Source organism: Corynebacterium sp. HMSC078H07 (genome assembly GCF_001812805.1).
Classification (GTDB): Bacteria; Actinomycetota; Actinomycetes; order Mycobacteriales; family Mycobacteriaceae; genus Corynebacterium.
Map to the genome: position 1 here is coordinate 28,561 of NZ_KV810519.1, position 303 is coordinate 28,863.

Sequence of the window (303 nt, forward strand, 5' to 3'; positions counted from 1 at the left end):
CGTTGGTGAGGTTAAGTTCTATTTCCTCCCCATCACCATTAACGATTTGGTCGAGCTCGTTGAGGGTGACTACGACTTGAGCATGTACGGCAGGTTTCGTGCCAATACCGCCGGTGACAATGACGGTGCGGGCAGCCTCAAGCAGGTTTGTTTTATTAACGGATTCGAGGGTGCCTCGGATATCGGCGATGACGGTTGGGTCATCGGTGATGGTGATGGAGTTAGGTCCCTTGGACCGGTAGGTGAAGCGTACTCCGGGCTTAGCGGTGCGTTTGGCACGAAGCTCCTTTAAACGCTTGGTGG

The 303-nt window shown here is 54.1% G+C and carries 1 pseudogene; it reads right to left on the reverse strand.

The window, feature by feature from the left end:
* Positions 1–303 (reverse strand): annotated as a pseudogene (locus HMPREF2875_RS13765) (HNH endonuclease); the annotation flags it as partial.